This is a genomic window from Streptococcus cristatus AS 1.3089, assembly GCF_000385925.1.
Taxonomy (GTDB): Bacteria; Bacillota; Bacilli; order Lactobacillales; family Streptococcaceae; genus Streptococcus; species Streptococcus cristatus_B.
Window position 1 is genome coordinate 616,605 of record NC_021175.1, and the last position, 21,748, is coordinate 638,352.

25 protein-coding genes are annotated in these 21,748 nt (G+C 42.4%); all 25 read left to right on the forward strand.

Translation table 11 applies throughout. From position 1 onward, the window contains the following. The first annotated feature begins 67 nt into the window (after positions 1-67). Complete coding sequence (locus I872_RS02990; protein WP_373279000.1) at positions 68-1,222, forward strand: ABC transporter permease; 1,155 nt, start codon at positions 68-70, stop codon at positions 1,220-1,222. 21 nt (positions 1,223-1,243) lie between these two features. Continuing rightward, positions 1,244-1,900, forward strand: coding sequence for a response regulator transcription factor (locus I872_RS02995; RefSeq protein ID WP_015604682.1), 657 nt, complete (start codon positions 1,244-1,246; stop codon positions 1,898-1,900). Continuing rightward, positions 1,897-3,300, forward strand: a complete 1,404-nt coding sequence (locus I872_RS03000) for a sensor histidine kinase (protein WP_015604683.1) — start codon at positions 1,897-1,899, stop codon at positions 3,298-3,300. Before I872_RS02995 ends, I872_RS03000 begins: the two co-directional genes overlap by 4 nt. 318 nt (positions 3,301-3,618) lie before the next feature. Beyond that, positions 3,619-3,819: a F0F1 ATP synthase subunit C gene (locus tag I872_RS03005; RefSeq protein WP_015604684.1), complete on the forward strand. Its 201-nt coding sequence runs from the start codon at positions 3,619-3,621 to the stop codon at positions 3,817-3,819. 32 nt (positions 3,820-3,851) lie between these two features. Next, on the forward strand, positions 3,852-4,568 hold the full coding sequence (atpB, locus tag I872_RS03010) for a F0F1 ATP synthase subunit A (RefSeq protein WP_015604685.1): 717 nt from the start codon (positions 3,852-3,854) through the stop codon (positions 4,566-4,568). An 18-nt stretch (positions 4,569-4,586) separates the two neighbouring features. Next, the gene (gene atpF / locus I872_RS03015) at positions 4,587-5,081 is read left to right on the forward strand and encodes a F0F1 ATP synthase subunit B (RefSeq protein ID WP_015604686.1); all 495 of its coding nucleotides are present in this window, start codon (positions 4,587-4,589) and stop codon (positions 5,079-5,081) included. Next, positions 5,081-5,617, forward strand: coding sequence for a F0F1 ATP synthase subunit delta (locus I872_RS03020; protein WP_015604687.1), 537 nt, complete (start codon positions 5,081-5,083; stop codon positions 5,615-5,617). The genes atpF and I872_RS03020 overlap by 1 nt, the downstream gene beginning before the upstream one ends. Positions 5,618-5,632: 15 nt before the next feature. Continuing rightward, the gene (gene atpA, locus I872_RS03025; RefSeq protein ID WP_015604688.1) at positions 5,633-7,138 is read left to right on the forward strand and encodes a F0F1 ATP synthase subunit alpha; all 1,506 of its coding nucleotides are present in this window, start codon (positions 5,633-5,635) and stop codon (positions 7,136-7,138) included. Positions 7,139-7,153: 15 nt separating this feature from the next. Continuing rightward, on the forward strand, positions 7,154-8,032 hold the full coding sequence (locus I872_RS03030; protein ID WP_015604689.1) for a F0F1 ATP synthase subunit gamma: 879 nt from the start codon (positions 7,154-7,156) through the stop codon (positions 8,030-8,032). 37 nt (positions 8,033-8,069) lie between these two features. After that, entirely contained in the window at positions 8,070-9,476 is a 1,407-nt protein-coding gene (gene atpD / locus I872_RS03035; protein ID WP_005589740.1) for a F0F1 ATP synthase subunit beta, read from the forward strand. 7 nt (positions 9,477-9,483) lie between these two features. After that, positions 9,484-9,906 (forward strand): F0F1 ATP synthase subunit epsilon, encoded by a 423-nt coding sequence (locus I872_RS03040; RefSeq protein WP_095666415.1) that lies wholly within the window; start codon positions 9,484-9,486, stop codon positions 9,904-9,906. 241 nt (positions 9,907-10,147) lie between these two features. Beyond that, entirely contained in the window at positions 10,148-10,378 is a 231-nt protein-coding gene (locus I872_RS03045) for a DUF1146 family protein (protein WP_041826785.1), read from the forward strand. Positions 10,379-10,446: 68 nt separating this feature from the next. Next, the gene (murA, locus tag I872_RS03050) at positions 10,447-11,727 is read left to right on the forward strand and encodes a UDP-N-acetylglucosamine 1-carboxyvinyltransferase (RefSeq protein WP_015604692.1); all 1,281 of its coding nucleotides are present in this window, start codon (positions 10,447-10,449) and stop codon (positions 11,725-11,727) included. Beyond that, positions 11,720-11,908, forward strand: coding sequence for a DNA-directed RNA polymerase subunit beta (locus tag I872_RS03055; RefSeq protein ID WP_015604693.1), 189 nt, complete (start codon positions 11,720-11,722; stop codon positions 11,906-11,908). The genes murA and I872_RS03055 overlap by 8 nt, the downstream gene beginning before the upstream one ends. A 73-nt stretch (positions 11,909-11,981) precedes the next feature. Next, a complete protein-coding gene (locus I872_RS03060) occupies positions 11,982-12,830 on the forward strand; it encodes a DNA/RNA non-specific endonuclease (RefSeq protein WP_015604694.1) in 849 nt (282 codons plus the stop codon). A gap of 207 nt (positions 12,831-13,037) precedes the next feature. After that, positions 13,038-13,997 (forward strand): ROK family glucokinase, encoded by a 960-nt coding sequence (locus tag I872_RS03065; RefSeq protein ID WP_015604695.1) that lies wholly within the window; start codon positions 13,038-13,040, stop codon positions 13,995-13,997. A 44-nt stretch (positions 13,998-14,041) separates the two neighbouring features. Continuing rightward, a complete protein-coding gene (locus I872_RS03070; protein WP_015604696.1) occupies positions 14,042-14,449 on the forward strand; it encodes a hypothetical protein in 408 nt (135 codons plus the stop codon). An 83-nt stretch (positions 14,450-14,532) separates the two neighbouring features. Then, positions 14,533-15,372 (forward strand): thymidylate synthase, encoded by an 840-nt coding sequence (locus tag I872_RS03075; RefSeq protein WP_015604697.1) that lies wholly within the window; start codon positions 14,533-14,535, stop codon positions 15,370-15,372. 135 nt (positions 15,373-15,507) lie between these two features. Beyond that, positions 15,508-15,993, forward strand: a complete 486-nt coding sequence (locus I872_RS03080; RefSeq protein WP_015604698.1) for a hypothetical protein — start codon at positions 15,508-15,510, stop codon at positions 15,991-15,993. A 153-nt stretch (positions 15,994-16,146) separates the two neighbouring features. Further along, on the forward strand, positions 16,147-16,659 hold the full coding sequence (locus I872_RS03085; RefSeq protein ID WP_015604699.1) for a dihydrofolate reductase: 513 nt from the start codon (positions 16,147-16,149) through the stop codon (positions 16,657-16,659). 218 nt (positions 16,660-16,877) lie between these two features. Further along, positions 16,878-18,107, forward strand: coding sequence for an ATP-dependent Clp protease ATP-binding subunit ClpX (gene clpX, locus I872_RS03095; RefSeq protein WP_015604700.1), 1,230 nt, complete (start codon positions 16,878-16,880; stop codon positions 18,105-18,107). Between the two features lie 9 nt (positions 18,108-18,116). Then, entirely contained in the window at positions 18,117-18,704 is a 588-nt protein-coding gene (yihA, locus tag I872_RS03100) for a ribosome biogenesis GTP-binding protein YihA/YsxC (RefSeq protein WP_015604701.1), read from the forward strand. 282 nt (positions 18,705-18,986) lie between these two features. Beyond that, positions 18,987-19,685: a glucosaminidase domain-containing protein gene (locus I872_RS03105; protein WP_015604702.1), complete on the forward strand. Its 699-nt coding sequence runs from the start codon at positions 18,987-18,989 to the stop codon at positions 19,683-19,685. Between the two features lie 136 nt (positions 19,686-19,821). Next, on the forward strand, positions 19,822-20,769 hold the full coding sequence (mmuM, locus tag I872_RS03110) for a homocysteine S-methyltransferase (protein ID WP_015604703.1): 948 nt from the start codon (positions 19,822-19,824) through the stop codon (positions 20,767-20,769). Positions 20,770-20,882: 113 nt separating this feature from the next. Next, positions 20,883-21,680, forward strand: coding sequence for a formate/nitrite transporter family protein (locus tag I872_RS03115; RefSeq protein ID WP_015604704.1), 798 nt, complete (start codon positions 20,883-20,885; stop codon positions 21,678-21,680). The last annotated feature ends 68 nt before the right edge of the window (positions 21,681-21,748 follow it).

Consider the following 21,748-nt stretch of genomic DNA (forward strand, 5'->3'; position numbering starts at 1 on the left):
CTATATGGAAGATATTTTTGTAGCTCTAAATTCAATCCTGTCCCACAAAATGCGCTCTATGCTGACCATGCTGGGGATTATCATCGGGATTGGCGCTATTATTGCTATCTTTTCCATCATTGAAGGAAATACAGAAAATACCAAGCGTCAGTTGATCGGTGGTACTAATAATACCATTAAGGTTGTCTACGACAAGAAGAGTTCGATTGACCCTTCTATTCCAGAGAAATCCCAAGCGCAGAAGCCTTCATACATTCCCTTCATGGGAGAGGATGTCTTATCCAAAATCAAGGAAATTCCTGGCGTTAAAAATGCTTTGATGACTTATGGTACGGACGAAAAGATTTATTATCTTAGTCAAAAGTCATCTGGCAAGGTTCAGGCGGTTTCTCAGTCGGTAGCTGACATCAAGCAGCAACGGCTGTTGGAAGGTGAGGGCTTTGACTCTGAAGCCTTCAAAAATCAAGAGCAAGTAACCTACCTAGAAAAGACTCTTTATGATACTCTCTTTCCTAAGGGAGATGGTATCGGTAAATATGTAGAAGTTATGGGCAATCCTTTTAAAGTTATTGGCGTCTTTGAGTCGACTGAGCAGAGTGGCCTAACTTCTGGTTCGGAAAAGGTGGCCTATATTCCTCTGCAACAATGGCACCGGATTTTTGATACCATCAATGTTAGTCCAGAAGTAACTGTTCAAACCCACAAAGCCGATGATTTGAAGAAGGTAGCCAAGAAAGTTAGTGATTATCTCAATCAGCAGATGCCCCAGTCAGACTATATGTTTGGTGTGCTAAATCTGCAAGAATTTGAGCGTCAATTGGATAACCTTAACCAGTCTAACTTTGTCTTGCTAGCAGGTATTGCCAGCATCTCCCTTTTAGTCGGAGGTATTGGGGTTATGAATATCATGCTGGTTTCAGTGACAGAGCGGACGCGTGAAATCGGGATTAAAAAGGCTCTAGGAGCGCGGCGCAAGATCATTCTCAAGCAGTTCCTGATCGAAGCGGTCATCCTGACTCTGATGGGAGGAATTATTGGAGTGGTAGCGGGTATCGCCTCTGGCTTTGCTATTACCCAGTCTTTGGCCTACCCATATATTTTATCTCTGTTTTCGGTCTTTGTAAGTTTGCTCTTTTGTTGTATAATAGGAGTAGTATTTGGGCTCCTGCCGGCTGTGAAAGCATCCAAGCTGGATCCAATTGAAGCCCTGCGATTTGAATAAATAAAGGAGAATCAAGCATATATGCACAAGATTTTAGTAGTGGAAGACGATACTACGATCAATCAAGTCATTTGTGAATTTTTAAAAGAAAGTAACTATGCAGTTACACCAGTCTTTGATGGAGGCGAGGCTTTGCTTCAATTTGAAGCAGAGTCTTTTGACTTAGTTATTTTAGACATGATGTTGCCAACCATGAGTGGACTGGATGTCCTCAAGGAAATTCGCAAGACTTCTCAGATTCCGGTCATGATCCTGACAGCGCTAGATGATGAGTACACTCAGCTAGTCAGCTTTAACCACCTCATCAGCGACTATGTGACCAAGCCTTTCTCACCACTGATCTTAGTCAAACGGATTGAGAATATTCTGCGACGAAATACGGTTGCTTCAGAGATTACTGTCGGTGAATTGACCGTCTCTATCGATGATTGTACAGTTTATTGGCAGGAAGAAAAGATGCCTCTGACCAAGAAAGAGTACGAAATCTTGCAGGCTCTAGCCAAGAGAAAGGATCACTTAGTGACCCGCGATCAGCTCATGAATACCATCTGGGGCTATAGCGAGCTAGATAGTCGGGTGCTGGATAATCATATCAAGAATATTCGTAAGAAAATTCCAGGTATTCCTCTGAAAACCATCACGGGTATGGGCTATCAGCTTGGAGGAGAAGACACGTGAAGATTGTCAAAAAGAACTTCCTCTTGACGACTTTCATCATCTTTGTCGTTGTGACGATCGTTTTATCCACCCTCTATTTCGCCATGCCGGTTTATTACCAGCAGGTCAAGGGGGGAGAAGCTCAGCGCGAGTTTGCTCAGGTAGCCAAGCAGGTCAAGGGAAAGTCCAGCCAAGAAATCAGTGAGCTTTTGAGTAATTATAGCAAAAAAAGCAATCAGATCTGGTTCACCTTGCTGGCAAAAGACAATACAATTCTTTACCCAGCACTCGAAACGAATGGAGAAAGCTCTCTCCAGCTGACAATTGTTCCGACCATTGCCAATAGCAATTATGAGAGTAAGACCCTGTCAGAAAGTTTTCGGACATCGGATGGCAAAGAAGTAGTCCTGCGAGGGGAATATTCCCTGCAACCCGTTTCGGATGCCAGTCGGATTTTGCTCAATCTCTATCCCTTTGTATTATTCTTGTCGCTGAGTCTGGGTGGCCTTGCCGCCTATCTCTATAGTCGGACCTCCAGTCAACGAATTAAGGATATCTCTTCTAGCACCCGGCAAATGACTAGCCTCCTTCCAGACGTTTCCTGTCAGGTGAAAGGGCATGACGAGATTGCTGATTTGGCTCAGGATATCAATCACTTATATGCCAATCTCTTAACTAGTATGGAAGCCCTGCGCTTGGAAAATGAAAAAGTTGCAGAAAGCGAGCGCGAAAAGGCAGAATTTCTCCGAATGACTTCCCACGAACTCAAGACACCCATCACTAGCATGATGGGAATGATTGATGGGATGATTTATGGAGTGGGCGATTTTAAAGATCGGGACAAATACCTGCAGAAGTGCCGCGAAATATTGGAAGAGCAATCAGGCTTAGTCCAGTCCATCCTAGCCATTTCAAAACTGGAAATGACCATGGAAACAGAGCGAGAAATCTTCTCTCTCAAAGAGCTGCTTGAAGCAAATATCAGTACATACAAGGTTCTGGCGGACCTCAAGCACTATCATTTTAATGTCCAACTCTCAGAAGCAAAAGTCCGAGGTAATAAGACTTATTTACTAAAGGCTATTAAAAATCTGATTGACAATGCCTTCCATTATACAGTGGAAGGTGGAGAAATCTTGGTTCGCTTAGAAAATGGAATCTTAATTGTAGAAAATGAAGCTGAGCGAGTGCTGGATGAGTCACAGATTCAGCAGATTTTCCAGCCATTTTATCGACCAGACTACAGTCGCAATCGCAAGGATGGCGGTACTGGACTGGGACTCTTTATCGTGCAGCAAATTTTAGAAAAGCACCATCTCACTTATCGCTTTGAAGCAGTTGAAAATAGATGGATGCGCTTCACAATTTTTTTACCTCAAACGGAACAGATGAGAGTGGGACAGAAATCGGTAATTCGTTAGAATTCGATTTCGTCGTCCCACCTCCGCAAAGTTGAGTAGGACTGTAAAAGCTGATGAAATCAGCGTAATAGAGCCCACTCAACCACTGCGTCTTGCTCAACAATCCAAAGACAATTGAGAGGCTAGGACTTTTGTCCCAGCCTCTTTTGCTTGGATTTTTATAGGATAAATGTTTGAAAAGCACCTTTATGAAAATTTTATTTTAAATTTAAAGAAAAAGTGTGAAAAACGCTTACAATATCACAAAATAATTGACTATTACCTTTATTAGGAGTAAACTAATGGGGTACATTTAAAAATATAAAAGGAGAATTCATCATGAATTTAACATTTTTCGGACTTTGTCTTGCCTGTATGGGTGTATCTATTTCAGAAGGAATGATTATGAGTAATCTTTTCAAAGCATCTGCCCGTCAACCTGAAATTATTGATCAACTACGTAGCCTCTTAATTCTCGGTGTTGCTTTTGTAGAAGGTACCTTCTTTGTAACCTTGGCCATGGCCTTCGTCATTAAATAGCCCACTCTATTTAGAGAAGGAGGTGTCAAACTATGGAAGAAAGTGTGAATCCAACCTTAAATATTGGACCAATATCCTTTGATTTGACCCTACTTGCCATGTCTCTTGTAACTGTTTTGACGGTCTTTGCCTTTGTCTACTGGGCAAGTCGCAAAATGACCCTTCGTCCAAAGGGCAAACAAAATGCTCTTGAGATGATCTATGATTTTGTCATTAGCTTTACCAAGGGTAACATTGGAGAGCATTATATGAAGAATTATTCTTTATTTTTGTTTTCTCTTTTTATGTTTATTTTGGTGGCCAATAATATTGGGTTGATGGCAAAAGTCCAAACAACAAACGGTTATAATTTGTGGACTTCCCCAACGGCTAACCTCGGCTACGACTTATCTCTCTCCTTTATGATCACCTTGATCGCACATATAGAAGGGGTTCGTCGTCGAGGCTTTAAGGAATATTTGAAGGCTTTTGCAACACCAGGCTTTATGACCCCGATGAACCTCTTGGAAGAAGTGACTAATTTTGCTTCCTTAGCGATTCGGATTTACGGGAACATTTTTGCTGGTGAAGTATTGGCAGGTTTGCTTTTAACCTTGTCTCAACAAGCCTTTTATTGGTATCCAGCAGCCTTTATCGGAAACATGTTATGGACGGCCTTTTCGATTTTCATTTCATGTATCCAAGCTTATGTATTTACCATGTTGTCTTCGATGTACATTGGTAAAAAAATAAATGGTGAGGAAGAGTAAGTAGAGGAGTAGTAGAAGATGGATTTAACTATTGGTACCATTATTGGTGACTTTATTCTCATCGCTGGTTCCTTCCTTTTATTAATTTTTTTAGTAAAGAAGTTTGCCTGGGGCAATATTACCAGTATCTTAGAAGAACGTTCTAAAAAGATTACGGATGATATTGACGGGGCTGAGTCAGCCCGCAAAAAGGCTGAGGAACTTGCGCAAAAACGTGAGAATGAATTAGCAGGAAGTCGTCAGGAAGCAACGACGATTATCGAACATGCTAAGGAAACAGCTCAAAAAAATAAGGCTGGAATTTTAGCGGATGCAGCTGAAGAAGCTGGACGTTTGAAAGCAAAAGCCAATCAGGAAATTGCACAAAGCAAGGCAGAGGCCTTGAACAGCATTAAAAACGATGTGGCTGACCTAACAGTAAGTCTCGCAAGTAAGATCTTGAGCCAGCAGCTTGATACAGAGGCACACAGCGAGCTCATTGATCGTTATATTGATAAATTAGGAGATGCTTAATGGACAAAAAGCACTATGCGGTAATTGAAAAATATGCCTTGCCTTTTGTTCAATTAGTATTTGAAAAGGGTCAGCAACAGGATGTTTTTGATAAACTAAGCCAGATTAAGGCTGTGTTTGTGGAAACAAATCTTGCTGACTTTTTATCACATATTGGCGTTGATGAGGGAGAGAAGGAGAAGGCTCTTCGACTTTTCCAAAACTCAGATTCACAGCTGATTGATAACTTTATCGAAGTCGTTATTCTCAATCATCGGGCAGATTTATTCTACGACATGTTGGTAGAAATTCAGCATCAGATTGAGAAAGAAAGCAATGAATTTGAAGTGACAGTTAAATCTGTTCAAGCCTTGACAGAAAGTCAAAAAGACAGATTGAAACCAATTCTCGAGCAAAAAATGGGCCTCAAGGTTCGTTCCTTCAAGCAGGAATTGGATACCAGCCTGATTGGTGGCTTCGTCATTTCAGCCAATAATAAGACAATTGATGCAAGTATAAAACGTCAATTACAACTCGTAAAAGAAAATTTGAAATAGAAAGTGGTGTGAATTTTGGCGATTAACGCACAAGAAATCAGCGCTTTAATTAAGCAACAAATTGAAAATTTCCAGCCAAATTTTGACGTCACAGAAACTGGGGTCGTCACTTACATTGGTGATGGAATCGCTCGTGCCCACGGTCTTGATAATGCCATGAGTGGCGAGCTCTTGATTTTTGAAAATGGTTCTTATGGTATGGCCCAAAACTTGGAGTCAACCGATGTCGGGATCATTATCTTGGGTGATTTTACAGATATTCGTGAGGGCGATACGATTCGTCGCACGGGTAAAATCATGGAAGTTCCTGTTGGAGATGCTTTGATTGGTCGTGTCGTAGATCCGCTCGGTCGTCCTGTTGACGGTTTGGGTGAGCTTGCTACGACTAAAACGCGTCCTGTGGAAGCGCCAGCTCCAGGAGTTATGGAACGGAAATCCGTTTCTGAGCCATTACAAACAGGTCTAAAAGCCATTGACGCACTGGTACCGATCGGTCGTGGCCAACGGGAATTGATTATCGGTGACCGTCAGACTGGTAAGACCAGTATTGCCATTGATGCGATCCTCAACCAAAAAGGGCAAGATATGATCTGTATCTATGTTGCCATTGGTCAGAAGGAATCTACTGTCCGTACACAGGTGGAAACTCTTCGCCAGTACGGAGCCTTGGATTATACTATCGTGGTAACAGCGTCAGCTTCTCAACCTTCTCCTTTGCTTTTCTTGGCGCCTTATGCCGGTGTAGCAATGGCTGAAGAATTTATGTACAATGGCAAGCACGTCCTCATCGTTTATGATGATTTGTCTAAACAAGCGGTAGCTTACCGTGAACTTTCTCTCTTGCTTCGCCGTCCGCCAGGTCGTGAAGCCTTCCCAGGGGATGTTTTCTACCTTCACAGCCGCTTGCTTGAGCGTTCGGCTAAGGTTTCTGATGAGTTAGGTGGTGGTTCAATCACCGCATTGCCATTCATCGAAACGCAGGCAGGAGATATCTCAGCCTATATCGCGACCAATGTGATTTCAATCACGGATGGTCAGATTTTCCTCAGCGATAGCCTCTTTAATGCAGGTATTCGCCCAGCCATTGATGCTGGTTCTTCCGTATCTCGGGTAGGTGGATCTGCACAAATCAAGGCCATGAAGAAAGTTGCAGGAACTCTTCGTATCGACCTCGCTTCTTATCGTGAGCTAGAAGCCTTTACCAAGTTCGGTAGTGACTTGGATGCAGCCACTCAGGCTAAACTTAACCGTGGACGCCGTACAGTAGAAGTATTGAAACAGCCAGTTCATGAGCCACTGCCAGTTGAAAAACAGGTTGTGATCCTCTATGCGCTGACTCACGGCTTCCTTGATGCAGTACCAGTAGATGATATTCTTCAGTTTGAAGCAGAGCTTTTCGCTTACTTTGATGCTCATCATGAAGACATTTATGAAACAATTCGTCAGACAAAAGATTTGCCGAGTGAAGAAGTGATGGACGCCGCTATTACTGAATTTATCAATCAGTCTAACTTCAAATAAGAATAGAGGTGTCAGATGGCAGTTTCATTAAATGATATCAAAAATAAAATTGCATCCACAAAAAACACCAGTCAAATCACCAATGCTATGCAGATGGTTTCTGCATCTAAGTTAGGAAAATCCGAAGAAGCAGCAAAGAACTTTCAAGTCTATGCTTCTAAGGTTCGGAAACTCTTGACCGACCTTTTGCATGGTCATGAGACAGAAAATGTTAGTCATCATCCCTTACTCAAGAGCAGACCAGTTCAGAAAACAGCTTATATTGTTATTACATCTGATCGGGGTTTGGTCGGTGGCTATAACGCAACCATCCTCAAATCAATGATGGAATTGATTTCTGAATACCACGAAAAGGATGACTATGTCATTATTTCGATCGGTGGAATGGGAGCTGATTTCTTCCGAGCACGGGGCATTCAGCCAATTTATGAATTGCGCGGCTTAGCTAATCATCCGAGTTTTGATGAAGTTCGGAAAATCATTTCCAAGACCATTGAAATGTATCAGAATGAGCTTTTTGATGAACTTTATGTGTGTTATAACCACCATGTCAACAGTCTGACCAGTCAGATGCGGGTAGAGCAGATGTTGCCAATCGTCGATTTGGATCCTAGTGAAGCGGATGAGAATTATATCCTCAATCTAGAATTAGAATCCAGTCGAAATGCGATTTTAGATCAGCTCTTGCCTCAGTTTGCTGAAAGTATGATTTACGGAGCCATTATTGACGCAAAAACTGCTGAAAATGCTGCTGGTATGACAGCCATGCAGACAGCAACGGATAACGCTAAAAAAGTTATCAATGATTTGACCATTCAGTATAACCGTGCTAGACAAGCAGCTATCACGCAGGAAATTACTGAAATTGTGGCGGGTGCAAGTGCACTGGAATAGTGTCACAGAAAATAAATATTATAAAGAGGAGAAAAGAATGAGCTCAGGCAAAATTACTCAGGTTATCGGACCGGTTGTAGACGTAGCGTTTGCAGCTGGCGACAAGCTACCTGAGATCAATAATGCACTTGTAGTCTATAAAAATGACGAAAAAAAATCAAAAATCGTCCTTGAAGTAGCTCTTGAGCTTGGTGATGGAGTGGTTCGGACCATCGCTATGGAATCAACAGATGGGTTGACTCGTGGCATGGAAGTGCTAGATACTGGTCGTCCAATTTCTGTACCAGTTGGAAAAGAAACACTTGGTCGCGTCTTTAACGTTTTGGGAGATACCATTGACTTGGATGCTCCTTTTGCGGATGATGCAGAGCGCCAGCCAATCCATAAGAAAGCTCCAACCTTTGATGAGTTGTCTACTTCATCAGAGATCTTAGAAACAGGTATCAAGGTTATCGACCTTTTAGCACCTTATCTGAAAGGTGGTAAAGTCGGACTCTTCGGTGGTGCCGGAGTTGGTAAGACCGTCCTGATTCAGGAATTGATTCATAACATTGCCCAAGAACACGGTGGTATTTCTGTATTTACTGGCGTTGGGGAACGTACCCGTGAAGGAAATGACCTTTACTGGGAAATGAAGGAGTCTGGCGTTATCGAGAAAACAGCCATGGTCTTCGGTCAGATGAATGAGCCACCAGGAGCGCGTATGCGGGTTGCTTTGACTGGTTTGACGATTGCAGAATACTTCCGTGATGTGGAAGGTCAAGATGTTTTGCTCTTCATTGACAATATCTTCCGTTTTACGCAAGCAGGTTCTGAAGTTTCTGCCCTTTTGGGTCGGATGCCGTCAGCCGTTGGTTACCAACCAACGCTTGCGACAGAAATGGGACAATTGCAAGAACGTATCACATCGACTAAGAAGGGTTCTGTAACTTCGATCCAGGCCATCTACGTGCCAGCCGATGACTACACTGACCCAGCACCAGCAACGGCTTTTGCCCACTTGGATTCTACAACCAACTTAGAACGTAAATTGGTTCAATTGGGGATTTATCCAGCCGTGGATCCGCTCGCTTCAAGCTCTCGGGCTCTTTCTCCTGAGATTGTTGGTGAAGAGCACTATGCAGTTGCTGCTGAAGTCAAACGCGTTCTTCAACGTTATCATGAATTGCAGGATATCATTGCCATCCTAGGTATGGATGAGTTGTCAGATGAAGAAAAGACTTTGGTTGCGCGTGCGCGCCGGATTCAATTCTTCCTGTCTCAAAACTTCAACGTTGCGGAGCAATTCACTGGCCAGCCAGGATCTTATGTGCCTGTAGCTGAAACAGTTCGTGGCTTTAAAGAAATCCTCGAAGGCAAGTACGATAAGTTACCAGAAGATGCCTTCCGTGGTGTCGGTTCGATTGAGGATGTCATCGCTAAAGCTGAAAAAATGGGATTCTAAGAGGTGAATGATGGCTCAAATGACAGTACAAATCGTTACACCGGATGGTCTGATTTATGACCACCGTGCTGCATTTGTTTCCGTAAAAACGATTGACGGAGAACTGGGGATTTTGCCTCGCCATATCAATACAATTGCTGTTTTGGAAGTAGATCAGGTCAAGGTACGCAGAATTGATGATGACAAGCATATTGACTGGATTGCAGTCAACGGTGGCATCATAGAAATTGCTGATAATGTGATTACCATTATCGCTGACTCAGCAGAGCGTGAGCGTGATATTGATATCAGCCGTGCCGAGCGGGCCAAACTGCGGGCTGAGAAAGAAATCGAAGAAGCTCAAGACAAGCATTTGATTGACCAAGAGCGCCGTGCTAAAATCGCCCTCCAGCGTGCCATCAACCGTATTAACGTTGGAACAAGAATGTAATAAGTAAGAGGCTGGGACAAAAGTCCTAGCCTCATTTTTTCTTTGGATTGTCGAGCAAGACGCAGTGGTTGAGTGGCCTCTACCACGCTGATTTCATCAGCTTTTACAGCCCTACTCAACTGTGCGGAGGTGGGACGACGAAATCGGATTCTAACGAATTACCGATTTCTGTCCCACTCTCTTTTATTGTCTCGTGTTTCTTTCCGCATGAAATAGTTTTTCTTATGGTATAATAAGAACTATGATAGAATTAATGTTTCGATTATGCAGTCACCTGCTCTTTATTTTTGTTTCTTTTCACCTTTTGGCGACAGTGGTCAGTTGGGAAAGATTTCTAAAAGTAAATGCCGATAATGCAATCAAAATTCGTTTTTTGATTTTGTTGCTGAGTATTGCTTTGGGCTATATGACTAGCCTGTTTTTTATTGGTATTTATGACATGAGTCGGGCAATTTTTAATGGAGCTTTATAAGGTCAGATTCTTGATTTTATGGTATGATAGTAAGGATGAATTTTTAAGGTTTGGAGTAACTAGTTAGTATGGAAAAAATTATTATTCAAGGTGGAAATAATCGTCTGGTTGGTCGAGTGAGGATTGAAGGAGCTAAAAATGCAGTGTTGCCACTGCTAGCTGCAACGGTCTTGGCCAGTGAAGGCAAAACGACACTCAAGAATGTGCCAGTCCTTTCGGATGTTTTTACCATGAACAATGTTGTTCGTGGCTTGAATACACAGGTAGACTTTAACAAAGATGAAAATACCGTAGTTGTAGATGCAACTCAACCATTGACCGAAGAAGCTCCCTACAAATATGTCAGCAAAATGCGGGCTTCGATTGTTGTATTGGGTCCTATTCTTGCTCGAAATGGCCATGCAAAAGTATCCATGCCGGGTGGTTGTACGATTGGTAGCCGTCCGATCGACCTTCATTTGAAGGGCTTGGAGGCGATGGGCGCTCAGATTACGCAGACTGCGGGTTATATTGAGGCCAAGGCAGACCGCTTGATGGGAGCCCATATCTACATGGACTTCCCAAGTGTTGGCGCGACACAGAATATTATGATGGCGGCAACTTTGGCTCAAGGCACCACTGTTATCGAAAATGCTGCCCGAGAGCCTGAGATTGTTGATTTGGCTTTATTGTTAAATAAAATGGGCGCTAAAGTCAGAGGGGCAGGAACGGAGAATATAACAATCATCGGTGTTGAAAAACTTCATGGAGCTGAGCATAATGTCGTGCAAGACCGTATCGAAGCTGGAACCTTTATGGTTGCTGCTGCCATGACAGGCGGTGACTTGCTGATTGAAGATGCGATTTGGGAGCACAACCGTCCGCTTTTATCAAAAATGCAAGAAATGGGCGTGGAAGTGATCGAAGAAGACGAAGGGATCCGTGTCCGCTCGGATGTTTCAAAGTTAAAAGCTGTTTCTGTCAAGACCTTGCCATATCCAGGTTTCCCAACCGATATGCAGGCTCAGTTTACTGCCTTGATGGCGATAGCCCAAGGAGAATCTGTTATGGTTGAGACGGTCTTTGAAAATCGCTTCCAGCACTTAGAAGAGATGCGACGGATGGGACTTCACTCCGACATTATGCGGGATACCGCTCGGATTTGGGGTGGTGGCAGCCTGCAGGGAGCAGAAGTTATGTCGACAGATCTCCGAGCTAGCGCGACCTTGATTTTGATGGGCTTGATTGCTGAAGGGGAGACAAAAGTCAGCAAGTTAGTTCATTTGGATCGTGGCTACTATAAATTTCATGAAAAGCTGGCAGCTCTTGGTGCCAGCGTCAAACGCGTAAAGGAAGAAGATGATGAGTGAAAATTGGAAATACTTATCTAGACAGCTAGGCATCGTTGTCTTGGTGCTGATAGTCGCTTTTATCATTTTTTGTCTTGGTCTGGTCATTGGATATGGTGTGATTGGAAATGCAGATAATCCTTGGTCTATCTTATCACCAGATACCTGGAAAGAGCTTATTTCTAAGTTTACTGGTCAATGATCTGCCGAGAGTGTTCGTTAATTTACCGACTGTGCAGAATCTTTGCACAGTCCTTTTAAATGGATAGGAAAATATGCCAAAAAGAAAGAAATTACAAAAAAAGGGCACTAAATCTACTCAGACTGTAGCTGGTCTTCTGGTTGCTCTGACTTTATCACTGGGAGCCTACTTTTTTGGAAACGCCAATCAGTCACCATCAGTAAACACACCTGCAGTTGTCAGCCAAAATAAGGATACCAGTACACCAGATCAGGCATTGGCTGAGAGTGTTCTCACAGACTCAGTGCGTTCGCAACTTGGTGGAAAAATCGAGTGGAATAGGGCTGGATCCTTCATTATCAATGAAAATCAAACAAACTTAGACGCTAAAGTTTCGAGTGTCCCTTATGCGGATAATAAAACGAAGATGGTTCAGGGACAGACGGTTCCAACAGTCGCCAATGCCTTGCTTGCCAAATCGACCCGCCAGTATAAATCACGAGAAGAAACGGGAAATGGATCCACTTCTTGGGTTCCTGCCGGTTGGCACCAAGTCAAACATCTATCAGGTGAATACAACCATGCAGTAGATCGCGGGCATCTCTTGGCTTACTCTCTCGTCGGTGGCTTAAAGGGCTTTGATGCTTCCACTAGCAATCCAGCCAATATCGCAGTCCAAACAGCCTGGGCCAATCAGGCCAATAAAGACAACTCGACGGGACAGAATTACTATGAAACTCAAGTTCGTCGTGCTTTGGACCAGAATAAGCGAGTCCGCTATCGTGTCACTTTGATCTATGCTTCGGAAAATGATCTGGTGCCATCTGGCTCGCATTTAGAAGCCAAGTCCAGCGATGGAAGTTTGGAATTCAATGTCTTCGTTCCCAATGTCCAGTCAGGAATTGTCCTTGATTATCGTACTGGCAAAGTGACCCTTATATAAATGTGGTTTACATAATATGATTCATTTGAAGTCAGCAGCTAAGCTGGCTTTAAGGCCTTCAATAGCCTTCCCGGTGCCTTAAGAGGTGCCGGTTTTGCTTTGTATTGAAATGAGCATAAACTAAAAGCAAAAAATACCGTGCAAACCTTTTCTATGCTGAAAAAATTTGCTATAATGAAAGGGAGAACGAATACAGAGGAGAATATCATGTCAAAAAAAATTATTGGGATTGATTTAGGCGGAACTTCTATCAAATTTGCTATTTTGACGCAAGAGGGCGAAATCCAAGAAAAATGGTCTATTAAAACTAATATTTTGGACGAGGGAAGCCATATTGTAGACGAGATGATTGAGTCTATCCAGCATCGCTTGGAGCTCTTAAATCTATCAGCAGAGAACTTTATCGGAATTGGAATGGGCTCACCGGGTGTGGTTGACCGTGAGAAAGGAACTGTTATCGGTGCCTACAACCTGAACTGGAAAACCCTTCAACCAATCAAAGAAAAAATGGAAAAAGCCTTGGGTATTCCATTCTTCATCGATAATGATGCCAACGTAGCTGCGCTTGGTGAGCGTTGGATGGGTGCTGGTGACAACCAACCAGACGTTGTCTTTATGACGCTTGGTACTGGTGTTGGTGGCGGTATCGTTGCAGAAGGTAAACTTCTTCACGGTGTAGCTGGTGCAGCAGGTGAGTTGGGCCACATCACTGTTGACTTCGACCAACCAATCGCTTGTACCTGTGGTAAAAAAGGCTGTCTTGAGACAGTGGCTTCAGCAACAGGGATTGTCAACTTGACTCGTCGATACGCTGATGAATACGAAGGCGATGCAACCTTGAAACGCTTGATTGACGACGGTGAAGAAGTGACAGCTAAAACTGTTTTTGATTTAGCAAAAGAAGGCGACGACCTTGCCTTGATCGTTTACCGTAACTTCTCTCGCTACTTAGGAATTGCTTGCGCCAATATCGGTTCTATCCTTAATCCATCAACTATTGTTATCGGTGGTGGAGTATCAGCAGCAGGAGAATTCCTTCTGCAAGGTGTTCAGAAGGTTTATGATGAAAATACCTTCCCACAAGTGCGTACATCAACTAAATTGGCTCTTGCAACTCTCGGAAACGATGCCGGAGTTATCGGAGCAGCTTCGCTGGTACTTCAGTAGTTCTAACCATCTCCTCTCTTAGCAAAGCTATAAGGAGGGCTAAAATGAAGAGAAAAATTGCTTATTTTCTAGTATTACTTCCCATCTTCCTTTTGATTTTATCCGCTTGCAAATCAAAGACAGAAGGTTTTCTGACCATATTGAATAGTCAGAATCAGCAGATTTATCAGACAAGAAATACCAAGACCTTGGATGAATTTGCAGATATTCTAGATCTAGTAGAGTCTGAGGAAGATAATGAAGATGCCTGGGTTGATTTGCCTGATGATGCAGAGGTTAATTATATCTACGATATTAGTGGCAGAAAGGGAGGAAGTGGTGTCAAATTTACGACCTACAAAAACTACCCCTATGTTACCATCTCAAATATTCCTGCTGTGTCAGATATTACCTTGAGATTGTCAGAAAAAGATGTGAATAAGCTCAATCATCCAGATGAATGGGTCAAATAAACTTTTCTCCTGCTAAACTTGGCAGGAGAATTTTTTTGAAAAATCTGCTATACTAAAGAAAATTTAAGGATTCAGGAGACATTATGACTAAAGCAGATACGATTTTTAAAGAGAATATTAAAAAAATTATGGAGCAAGGTGTTTTTTCTGAAAATGCCCGTCCACGTTATAAGGATGGAAATGTGGCTAACTCCAAATATATCACTGGTTCTTTTGCAGAATACGATTTGAGCAAGGGCGAGTTCCCGATCACAACTCTGCGCCCTATTGCCATCAAGTCTGCCATCAAGGAAGTCCTTTGGATCTATCAAGACCAGTCTAATAGTCTGGACCTGCTCAATGATAAATACAATGTTCACTACTGGAATGACTGGGAAGTTGGCGATACGGGTACGATTGGTCAGCGCTACGGAGCTGTTGTCAAGAAGCACAATATTATCCATAAAATTCTCCAACAGCTGAAAGCCAACCCTTGGAACCGCCGCAATATCATCTCGCTCTGGGATTATGAAGCTTTCGAAGAAACAGATGGCCTGCTGCCATGCGCTTTTCAAACCATGTTTGACGTTCGGCGTATAGATGGAGACATTTATCTGGATGCGACTCTGACCCAGCGCTCAAATGATATGCTAGTGGCTCACCACATCAACGCTATGCAATATGTAGCTCTGCAGATGATGATTGCCAAGCATTTCGGTTGGAAAGTCGGCAAGTTCTTTTACTTTGTCAATAACCTGCACATCTATGACAATCAGTTCGAGCAGGCGGAGGAGCTATTGCGTCGGGAACCTAGCAACTGCCAACCACGGCTCGTTTTAAATGTGCCAGACGGAAGCAATTTCTTTGATATCAAAGCAGAGGACTTTGAGCTCTTAGACTACGATCCAGTCAAACCTCAGCTGAAGTTTGATTTAGCGATTTAATTATATTTTTCCTACTGAGTGAAGGTCAGCGGGGATTTTAAATTTCCGAGAGCAAATAATTGAAATATATTTTATAAGTGCTATAATGACAATAGATATATGTGTTTCGCTAGTGCCTATCTCGGAGGTATTGATATGGAAGCAAATTTTTTAACACATAGAAGCAGGAGAAAACTCTTTAGTCTGGGCATTTGTTCATGTTTGCTTGGCTTATCGGTTTCTGTGACACCGATGGCTGTTGTGGGTGCGGATGAAGTCCAGCAGGCAGAGTCCCAACTTGAGCAAATTGCGGATTCTTCAGTGGAAGAAGATGATTTTCTACAGCTTGTAGACCAAGGTTCGGATGGGGCAAATCAGGGAAAGAAATCCTATACGATTGACTTGCTTTGTCATGGAAAAGGCCCTAAAAACAAAGGGACCGAGCAAAGCAATGCTGAGGATTCAACTGAAGGTAAGTCAGTCAAAAGAGAGGGATGCGATATTGATCCCTTAGCGGATAAAAAAGAGGCCGCCACTGCTGAGCCTAAGAAGACAGACTCAATCCTCTTGAATGTCTCCTTGTTTGGCCTTGTGGCTGCTGTTGTGGGATTTGTCTTTGTCAAAAAGATGAAGAAAGAGTAATTTGCCTAGTAAACGAATAGTCGATAATCTTTTAGGTTATCGATTTTTTATCTGGATCAGCTGGCAAAAATAAATAGATAGAAGTGATGGTCCAAACAAGTCTTTTTTAATAAATTTTGATAGAATAGAAATATCAATGTGAAGGATAGAGAAATGACAAAAAAGATTGTGGCGATTTGGGCACAAGATCAAAATGGTCTGATTGGCAAAGACCAAAGCTTGCCATGGCATTTACCAGCAGAGTTGAAACATTTCAAGGAAATCACGACTGGGCATGCGATTTTAATGGGGCGAGTGACTTTTGATGGGATGCATCGGCGCGTGCTGCCAAATAGACAGACTCTGATTTTGACACGTGATAGGAATTATCAGATTGAAGATGAGCGTGTTTTGGTATTTCATGAGCTTTCAGCAGTATTGAAATGGTACCAAGAGCAAGAGAAGAATCTTTATATTATCGGTGGCGGTCAAATTTTTTCTTTATTTGAGCATGAATTGGATGAGGTGATTAAGACAGAAATCCATGCTAGCTTAGAAGGCGATACTTATTTCCCAGCAGACTTTGATTTGACACAGTTTGCTGAAGTAAGCAGTCGTTTTCGGCCAAAAGATGAAAAAAATGAGTATGATTTCACCGTAAAAATCCTCAAAAGAAAGGGTTCATAGGAATGGAAAGAAGTGTTTTTGGTTTTTTTACGGCCTTTTTGTGCGCGATTTGTCTGATTTGTTCCTTTCAGACTTTTCGTAAAAAACGTTTTGGATTAGCTATTTTATTTTTGTTAAATGCTTTTACGAATCTTGTTAATTCCATCCATGCTTTTTACATGACCCTCTTTTAAGATGTATGTAATTAATGAAATAGAAAATTAGAATGGGAGTAAAAAATGCCTACAAATCGTAATAATGAGATGATGGTATATTGTTCTTTCTGTGGAAAGAATCAGGACGAAGTCCAAAAAATTATTGCGGGCAACAATGCCTTTATCTGTAATGAATGTGTCGAGTTGGCGCAGGAAATTATCCGAGAAGAATTAGCTGAGGAAGTTCTAGCTGATCTTTCTGAAGTACCAAAACCGCAAGAATTGCTCAATATCTTGAACCACTATGTGATCGGTCAGGATCGTGCTAAGCGAGCTTTGGCTGTTGCTGTTTACAATCACTACAAGCGGATCAATTTTCATGATAGCCGCGAAGAGGATGATGTGGAGCTGCAAAAATCCAACATCCTCATGATTGGTCCAACTGGATCTGGGAAAACCTTCCTGGCTCAGACCTTGGCGCGCAGTCTCAATGTTCCTTTTGCTATCGCGGATGCTACTGCTTTAACTGAGGCTGGCTATGTCGGTGAAGACGTGGAAAATATCTTGCTCAAGCTCTTACAGGCAGCTGACTTTAATATCGAGCGAGCAGAACGTGGCATCATCTATGTGGATGAAATCGATAAGATTGCTAAGAAGAGTGAAAATGTTTCTATCACTCGTGATGTTTCAGGTGAGGGTGTTCAGCAAGCCTTGCTGAAGATTATCGAAGGAACAGTTGCTAGCGTGCCTCCTCAGGGTGGTCGTAAGCATCCACAGCAAGAAATGATTCAGGTTGATACCAAGAACATTCTCTTTATCGTTGGTGGTGCTTTTGACGGTATCGAAGAAATTGTTAAACAACGTCTTGGTGAGAAGATTATCGGTTTCGGTCAAAATAATAAGGCAATTGATGAAGGTGCGTCTTATATGCAAGCCATTGTTGCTGACGATATTCAAAAATTTGGAATTATTCCTGAGTTGATCGGTCGTTTGCCAGTTTTTGCAGCCCTAGAGCAGCTGACTGTTGATGATTTGGTTCGCATTTTGAATGAACCGAGAAATGCGCTAGTGAAGCAATATCAAACCTTGCTTTCTTATGATGATGTTGAACTTGAATTTGACGAGGAAGCCCTGCAAGCTATTGCTAGGAAAGCCATCGAACGCAAGACAGGTGCGCGTGGCCTTCGTTCAATTATTGAAGAAACCATGATGGATGTCATGTTTGAAGTGCCGAGTCAGGAAAATGTCAAGCTGGTTCGTATCACGAAGGAAGCAGTGGACGGCACAGACAAGCCAATCTTGGAAACTGCCTAGGGGAAGCTTATGGAAATCAATACACATAATGCTGAGATTTTACTGAGTGCAGCCAATAAATCGCATTACCCGCAGGATGATATCCCGGAAATCGCCTTGGCGGGTCGCTCCAATGTTGGTAAATCTAGTTTTATCAATACTCTGCTCAATCGTAAGAATCTAGCACGGACTTCAGGCAAGCCTGGTAAAACGCAACTATTGAACTTTTTCAATATCGATGATAAGCTCCGTTTTGTGGATGTTCCTGGTTACGGCTATGCCAAGGTTTCGAAAACAGAGCGTGCTAAATGGGGCAAAATGATTGAGGAATACCTGACCAGTCGGGACAATCTGCGAGCGGTCGTAAGTCTGGTAGACCTGCGTCATGACCCTAGTGCGGATGATGTACAGATGTACGAGTTTCTCAAATACTATGAAATTCCTGTCATCATCGTGGCTACCAAGGCGGATAAAATTCCACGTGGTAAATGGAACAAACACGAAAGTGCCATTAAGAAAAAGTTGGATTTTGACAAGACTGACGATTTTATTATCTTTTCTTCAGTTGATAAAACTGGTCTTGATCAAGCTTGGGATGCGATTTTGGGCAAAATTTAGATAGCAGATGATAAGGGAAATGAGATAGTTGAACTTTCAAAGTTTAAATATCCTAACCTGATTCCGTATGGATTGGAGTCAGGTTATTTTCATATTTAGCTAGAGCTATATAACTTAATGATAACGCCAAACAAGGAAATTTTACTTGTAACAAGCGTGGTTTGTGAGACTTATATTTGTTAAAAATCTAAAAATGTCATATACTTGTAATTTATTGCTAATGTTATTTTGTTCTTAGTATGTTACAATAGTAGAATAAATATCTTACTCAGGAGAAGGACTGTGAAAAAGAGAATTTCAAAAGAAAGAAAAAAACTTTTGACAGGTTTGGCAGTGATGGCCTCAACTGTTGTCGTTGGTCTCGCTTTGTCAAATCAAGTCAAGCCAGCAAGTGCAAATGATGCTGTTCAGCAACCATTGAGCCAAACAGAATATTTCATTTCACAAATCAGTGAGCCAGCTCGCCAGTTGGCCCAAGACAATGATCTGTACGCTTCTGTAATGATTGCACAAGCTATTTTAGAAAGTGGCTATGGCCAGTCTGGTCTGTCAGGATATCCTCACTATAATATTTTTGGTGTTAAAGGGGCGTATAACGGTCAGTCAGCGACGATGGAGACCTTGGAAGAAGACGGTCAGGGGAATACCTACGCAATCAATGATCAATTCCGCTCTTACTCAAGCTACGCTGAATCACTTCAGGATTATGTCTATGTCTTGAGACAAAGTCATTTTGCAGGGGCCTGGAAGAGCAATGCCCCGACTTATCAAGACGCGACAGCTGCCTTGACTGGTGTGTATGCGACGGATAGTAACTACTATGCGAAATTGAACTATCTGATTGAAGCTTATAATCTGACTCAGTTTGATTCACCTAGCTATCAGACAGGAGCCTCTAATATGGTTTACAATCCTTATCGTGGACAATACACGACTCAAGATGTTCTGGAAACAGACCAAGCATGGGCATCACATAACTAGATAAGAAAAAGAGATTGTAATAATCTCTTTTTTGCGTTTTACTAATGAAGTAGACGATCATTTCAAATAAGCAGACTTATTTATCTTTAGCAAAACTGACTAAGCTGTTATTTTAGAAAGAGCTTGAGGAGCAAGAATGGGAGCATTTAAAGACTTACTTGAAAAGCAAGACATAATAATTCTAGATGGTGCTTTGGGAACAGAGTTGGAGAGGCAGGGCTATGATGTTTCTGGTCGGCTTTGGTCAGCCAAGTACTTGCTTGAGAATCCTCAGATTATCCAAGACCTGCATGAGGACTATGTTCGGGCGGGCAGTGATATTATCACCACTTCCAGTTATCAGGCCAGCATTCCAGCTTTTGTCGAAGAAGGATTGAGTTTAGATAAGGCTCATGAAATCTTCAAAAAAACAGTCCTTTTGGCACAGGCAGCAGTTAAAAATGTCTGGGGGAGATTATCGCTAGATGAACAGAAGCAGCGCTCTTATCCTTTGACAGCTGGATCGGTCGGGCCTTATGCTGCTTACCTGGCTGATGGTTCGGAGTACACAGGATCCTATCGCTTGAGTGAGGAGGAATTTAAAGACTTTCATCGTCCGCGCATTCAAGACTTGCTGAACGCGGGCTGTGATTTATTGGCACTTGAAACAATTCCTAACGGAGCAGAAACAGAGGCGCTTGTTCACTTGTTAGCAGAAGAATTTCCGCAGGTGGAAGCCTATTTATCTTTTACTGCTCAAACGGCATCAGCGATTTCAGATGGAACACTAATAGAAGAAGTTGGGCGCTTGGCTCAGTCGAGTCCACAAGTATTGGCTGTCGGTTTTAACTGCACAGCTCCACATTTGATTGCTCCTTTATTAGAAAAGTTAAAACAGGTGTGCGATAAGCCCTTACTAGCCTATCCAAATTCTGGAGAGGTCTATAATGGGGTGACGAATACTTGGCAGGACAATCCTGAGCAGCAGCTCTGTTTAACTGATTACAGCCATCTTTGGAAGAAGCAGGGCGTTCAGCTTTTTGGTGGTTGCTGTCGAACTCGGCCAGAAGATATAAGGCGGCTAGCAGGCGAACTAAGAACTTGAAATATAGCAATCCAATTTCAAGTTCAAATTTAGAAAAAAACTTACAGAAAACGCTTTCGAAAAATAAAAGTTTGTGATATACTGTACATAGTTTAACTTAGAGGAGAATTATTATGGTCGAATCGACATTTATTCCAAAAATAGAAGCAGCTTGTCGTAAGAAAGAAGGCTTGTTCGACACAAGCAAAGGGAAGTATGCTGTCCGCTCTATCTTTGCGGGGGCCTTTCTGACTTTCAGTACAGGAGCAGGAGCTATTGCAGCAGACCTGACAAATAAGATTGTCCCAGGAACGGGTCGCTTTCTCTTTCCTTTTATCTTTGCTTGGGGATTGGCCTACATCGTCTTTTTGAATGCTGAGCTGGTGACTTCCAACATGATGTTTTTGACAGCTGGTACTTTCTTGAAGAAGATTGACTGGAAAAAAGCATTGATTATTTTGTTCTATTGTACTTTCTTTAACTTGATTGGGGCTCTGATTGCTGGGTGGCTCTTTGCTAATTCGGCGGCTTATGCGGGACTTAGCAAGGAAAGTTTCATTGCTGGTGTTGTGCAGATGAAGCTTGCCCGTTCAAATGAACTTATTTTACTTGAGGGAATACTCGCCAATGTATTTGTTAATATTGCGATTCTTTCCTTCGTCTTGGTGAAAGATAGTACAGCTAAGCTTTTCTTGGTTATTTCAGCTATTTATATGTTTGTTTTCTTAACCAACGAACACTTGGCAGCTAACTTTGCTTCTTTTGCTATCGTCAAATTTAGCTCAGCTGCATCAGAGGTGGCAAATTTTGGTATTGGAAATATCCTGCGTCACTGGGCTGTGACCTTCGTAGGGAACTTGATTGGTGGTGGTCTTCTGATCGGTCTGCCATACGCTTGGTTCAATAAAAAAGAAGAACATTATGTAGATTAAAATGTAGCCCTAGGGCTACATTTTTTGTAAGAAGTGATGCTCTGATTCCCGTCTAGATCTGTCTAAAT